Annotated in this window: 6 protein-coding genes; 2 read left to right on the top strand and 4 right to left on the bottom strand. The window is 25.5% G+C overall.

Features of this window, described 5'->3' with window-relative positions:
• Window positions 1-179 precede the first annotated feature (179 nt).
• Window positions 180-1,052 carry a LysR family transcriptional regulator gene (locus ACERKK_RS11345; protein ID WP_373773189.1) on the bottom strand — a complete coding sequence of 291 codons (873 nt, stop codon included), beginning with the start codon at window positions 1,050-1,052 and terminating at the stop codon, window positions 180-182.
• Between the two features lie 98 nt (window positions 1,053-1,150).
• Here ACERKK_RS11345 and ACERKK_RS11340 point away from each other — a divergent pair, with 98 nt between their 5' ends.
• Complete coding sequence (locus tag ACERKK_RS11340) at window positions 1,151-2,143, top strand: YeiH family protein (protein ID WP_373773188.1); 993 nt, start codon at window positions 1,151-1,153, stop codon at window positions 2,141-2,143.
• Between the two features lie 36 nt (window positions 2,144-2,179).
• Here ACERKK_RS11340 and ACERKK_RS11335 read toward each other — a convergent pair whose 3' ends face one another.
• The 3 genes from ACERKK_RS11335 to ACERKK_RS11325 all read right to left on the bottom strand — a co-directional run bounded on the left by ACERKK_RS11335 (window position 2,180) and on the right by ACERKK_RS11325 (window position 4,286).
• A complete protein-coding gene (locus ACERKK_RS11335; protein WP_373773187.1) occupies window positions 2,180-2,908 on the bottom strand; it encodes a thioredoxin fold domain-containing protein in 729 nt (242 codons plus the stop codon).
• A gap of 80 nt (window positions 2,909-2,988) precedes the next feature.
• Complete coding sequence (locus ACERKK_RS11330) at window positions 2,989-3,888, bottom strand: AEC family transporter (protein ID WP_373773186.1); 900 nt, start codon at window positions 3,886-3,888, stop codon at window positions 2,989-2,991.
• A gap of 14 nt (window positions 3,889-3,902) precedes the next feature.
• Entirely contained in the window at window positions 3,903-4,286 is a 384-nt protein-coding gene (locus ACERKK_RS11325; protein ID WP_373773190.1) for a winged helix-turn-helix transcriptional regulator, read from the bottom strand.
• A 134-nt stretch (window positions 4,287-4,420) separates the two neighbouring features.
• Here ACERKK_RS11325 and ACERKK_RS11320 point away from each other — a divergent pair.
• Window positions 4,421-4,788: NAD(P)H-dependent oxidoreductase (locus ACERKK_RS11320; protein WP_373773185.1), on the top strand; the 368-nt coding region annotated here is incomplete at its 3' end.

Raw genomic sequence — 4,788 nt, 5'->3', positions numbered from 1 at the left:
CTGTATTAGAAACATGGGAAAAAATCTGGGCTTATTTTGCAGATGAAAATAGTGAATATAAAAGAAAATATTCTGTTGATTTTGAAAAATATGTAGCAGAAGAAGAAATCGAAATTTATATTTCAATTATTGACTAATTATAAATAAATTAGATTTTTTAGTTTAATAGATGATTTAATTTATCTATTAAACTTATCTTTTAAAAACTCAATAAAAGTATTAAAAAGTAGATTTTTTGATTTATCTTTATGATAAACAATATAAAGTTCTCTTTTAAAATCAAGATTTTTTAGTTTTATTTGAAATAACTTTTTATCTTCTAACTCTTTTTTTAGAGCTAATTTTGATATTGCAGTGATTGTATCTTTATTATCCAAAACTACTGTTTTTATCTCTTCAAAATCTTGTAACTGCATAAATACTTCTAAATTTAGAGCATATTTTCCTAGCTTATTTATAAAGATCTCTTTTGTACCTGAACCTGTTTCTCTTAATATCCATTTTTTTGTAATAGTATCAATAAATGCCTCTTTTGGTGCATTTTTATCACTTGTTACAATAATAAGTTCATCATCACAAAGTTTTTCTTTTATCAAATTTGAATGATTTATATCTATTTCTATTAGTCCTACATCTAAGTTTGACTCAAGTATATTTTGCACAATTTTTGTAGAATTCAATGTAGAAATATCAAATTTTACATCAGAATATTTTGATAAAAAGTGATAATAAATATCAGGCATTAAATAGTTTGAGATGGTTTTACTAGATGCAATTTTTATATTACCAGCTAATTTATTTGTTTGGAAAATATTTTGAGTATCTTTTAAAGCTAAATAGTGAGATATAGTTTTTTCTTTAAAGAATCTTCCTCTTTCATTAAGTATTAGTTTTTTACCAACTCTATCAAATAGCTGTTCATCTAGTTTTTTCTCTAATGACTTTATAGCAAGAGAAATAGCAGATTGACTAATACCTAATTCTTGGGCAACTTGAGTTACTTGTGGATTATCACTAAGTTTATAAAAAAAGTTTAATTCTTTTAATGTCATATCTTGCCTTATTAATTTTATATATCATTATAATAGATTTAATATATTTTACAAATTAAAGATATACAGATAAACTTAAAAAATCAAAGGAGTTTATTATGATGGGATTTGTATTTGTTCTATTTTTTGCACTTTGTGCAACACTTTTTGCTGAGTTATCTTTTTTCAAAGATATGGCAATAAGTCCAATGATTATAGGTATTTTATTTGGAATGATTTATGCAAATAGTATTAAAAAATATTTTCCTAATAATTTACAAAAAGGAATTGTTTTTTGTACAAAAACAGTTTTACGATTTGGAATTGTTTTATATGGATTTAGATTAACTTTTCAAAACTTACAAGATATTGGATTTTTAGGTGTTTTTCTTGCATTTTTATTATTATCAAGTACATTTATTATTGGCTATATCTTTGGAATAAAAGTATTAAAACTTGATAGAGAAATTACTATTTTAACAAGTGCAGGAAGTGCAATATGTGGAGCAGCAGCTGTTTTAGCAACAGAAACAGTTTTAAAATGTGAAGCATATAAAAGTGCAATTGCTGTTTCTTCTGTTGTAGTATTTGGAACTATTGCTATGTTTTTATATCCATTTTTATTTAAACTAGGAATTTTAGGTTTAAGTGAACAAACTATGGGAATATATATAGGTGCAACACTTCATGAAGTAGCACATGTAGTTGGTTCTGCAAATGTTTTAGGTGATAATGTAGCTATAAATGCTGTTATTGTTAAAATGATAAGAGTTATGATGTTAGCACCATTTTTGATTATCTTATCTTTTTGGATAGTAAAAACTTCTGTAAATAAAACAGCAAATAATAAAGCAAAAATCACAATACCTTGGTTTGCTGTTATGTTTATAGTTGTAGTTGCCTTTAATTCATTTGATTTATTAGCTATAAATATAGTTGAAAAAATTAACTACTTAGATAATTTTGCTTTAACTATGGCAATGACAGCTTTAGGAATGGAAACAAGTTTTGCTAAGTTTAAAAATGTAGGATTTAAACCTGTATATTTATCTTTAGTATTATTTACTTGGTTAGTTATTGGAGGTTATTTTATAGTGAAGTTTTTATTTTAGTAAAATAAGTATGCTTTTTTGCATACTTATTTATATCTATTTTACTTGGATTCCGTATTTAGCTAATAAATTAACCCAAACAACTTTTTTCCCATCTTTATCAAATACAGCTGGTGTACCTTGAACTTTAAGATTAGAAGCAACATCCATTTGCTCTGCTAACTCTTTTTCTAGTTTTTCGTATTCACCATTTGCATATTTTCTATTTTTGTAAGCTTTATCATTTACATCAACACTTAACATAGTTTTGATTTTTTCAGCTTTTGTTTTTTTGCTCATTACATAAATTGATAAATCTTTTGCATTTTTATGAAAACTTAAAGGATAAAAGAAAACTCTAATTTTTACATTTTTCTCAATTTGAGGAAAGTAAGCTTCAAATTTTTTACAATAAGGACACTCAGGATCTGTAAATAAGAAATATTCATCTGTACCACTTCCAAAAACAAAAGCTTCTTTTCCTCTAATAGATGCAACATCAGCAGGAATAGCTACTTTTTCACGAGTTGCTGTATTTATAACATCACCAGGGATTAAGTTCTTTTTATCTTTTGTTAAAAATACTTGGTCATTATTTCCTTGAACTACAATATCAAGTAGATATAAACTACCAACATCATAAGCTTTTGAAACTTTTATATTAGCTCTTTGAAAAAGTTCTAATTGTTCTATTTGCTTAATTTCATTTTTTGATAACTCTTCATTTGCATTTAAACTTGTAATTAAAGCAAGTGCTAAAAGTATCTTTTTTGCCATTTTAAACATGAAAATTCCTAATTTAAATTTGTTGTATAATACAGTATTTGTGTTAAGAGTATATAAAGTTTTAACACAAAAATGTATATTTATATTATAAGTTTTGAAATTACAGCTGTTGTAATAAATGAAATTAGAATCCCATAACCAACAATTGCAATACTTAATCTTGGAGCTAATCCAGCCATAGAAGCCATTGCCCCAGCTGTTATCATAGGAGCCATTCCTGCTTCAAAAATAGATACTTGACCTGCTAAATTATTCCATCCAAAAGTTATAGTAATAATATATGCTATTAAAGGAGCGATTGCTAATTTGATTATAAGAGCAATACTTAGAGGTTTTATATCATTTTTTGGCAACTTAAACTGCAATTGTAAACCAACTGCTACAAGTGCAACTGGTATTAAAGTATTAGCAAAAGTTGTAAGAATACTTGTTAATAATGGAGGAAAAGATTGACCTAAAAATAATAGGGCAATTAAAAGTGCTAAAAATGATGGAAAAGTTAATATTTTCTGAATAATTACTTTTGAACTAATAGAACTATTTGATGAATAATAAGCAGTAACAAAAGCACCATAAACAGCTAAGGCAATAAAAGTACCTAATTGGTCATAAATTAAAACATAAGGAAGAGCTTCTTCTCCTAAATAGGCATTTATTATTGGAATACCCATAATAGAACTATTTGTTAAAATTGCAACTAATAATAAACTACCAGTTATTGATTTTGACCAATTAAACATTTTAGAAATAACAATAACTAAAACAGCACTTAAACCCATAACAAGCCATGAAATAATGGCAGGAACTAAAATATCAAAAGAGAAATTTAGCTTTGGAACTTGAAGCAATATAATTGCAGGTAATGAGATATAAATAATGAATTTATTTAAAATATTTGGTGTTTCTTCTGGAAATATATGAAGTTTTTGTAGTACATATCCAACAATTATAGCAAATCCAATTAAGGCAAAATTTTCCATTATTTATCTCTTTATTAAAAATTATTCTTTAAACAAGCCTCAGCTTCACATGATTCTTCAGGTGTAACCTCTCCAAAATCTTCTACATAATTTATTCCCCATTTATACATCTCTTTTAAAACAGGTTTCAATTTTTCTCCAATAGGTGTAAGACTATATTCTACTTTTGGAGGAACTTCTGCAAATACTTCTCTATGAATAATATTTTTTTCTTCTAACTCTTTTAATTTTACAGTTAAAGTTTTTTGAGTAATTTCACTTATATCAATATGTAAATCTTTAAATCTTTTAGGGTTTTCTAATAAGTGCCATATAATTGCTAATTTCCATCTATCATTAAAAATATCAAGTGTAACAGCAACTGAACATTTATACTCTTTATCATTTATTAAATACATTTCTTTTCCTTTTTCTATTGAAATTATATCATAAGTAAGATAAATAACCATTACTTACCTAAATTACTGTAAGGATAATTTAAGTTCATTAGGCATATAATTTCTAAACTAGAAGATTATTTAAAGGAAAAATTGTGAAAAAAGTATTAATAATAAATGGTCATCAACATTATGATAATGTAGCAGAAGGTAAACTTACAAATATTTTTATAGATAAAGCAAAAGAGTTTTTATCTTCAAATGATTGTGAAATAAAACAAACAAATATTGATAAGGGTTATAAAGTAGAAGAAGAGGTTGAAAAACTTTCATGGGCTGATTATATAATATTTCAATATCCTGTTTATTGGATGGGTGTACCATGGATTACAAAAAAATATTTTGATGAAGTACTTACTCAAGGTAAACACTATTTAAGTGATGGGAGAAGTAGAGATGATTCATCAAAAAAATATGGAAGCGGTGGATTATTAACTAATACAAAATATATGTTAAGTCTAAC

The organism is Poseidonibacter sp., from assembly GCF_041821165.1.
Taxonomy (GTDB): domain Bacteria; phylum Campylobacterota; class Campylobacteria; order Campylobacterales; family Arcobacteraceae; genus Poseidonibacter.
Note: the sequence above shows the minus strand (reverse complement) of the source record. Positions and strands in the feature narration are given on the sequence as shown.

Coding starts and splice junctions, on each gene's coding strand:
- ACERKK_RS11345 (WP_373773189.1), bottom strand. CDS start 1,052: ATGACATTAAAAGAATTAAACTTTTTTTATAAACTTAGTGATAATCCA.
- ACERKK_RS11340 (WP_373773188.1), top strand. CDS start 1,151: ATGATGGGATTTGTATTTGTTCTATTTTTTGCACTTTGTGCAACACTT.
- ACERKK_RS11335 (WP_373773187.1), bottom strand. CDS start 2,908: ATGTTTAAAATGGCAAAAAAGATACTTTTAGCACTTGCTTTAATTACA.
- ACERKK_RS11330 (WP_373773186.1), bottom strand. CDS start 3,888: ATGGAAAATTTTGCCTTAATTGGATTTGCTATAATTGTTGGATATGTA.
- ACERKK_RS11325 (WP_373773190.1), bottom strand. CDS start 4,286: ATGTATTTAATAAATGATAAAGAGTATAAATGTTCAGTTGCTGTTACA.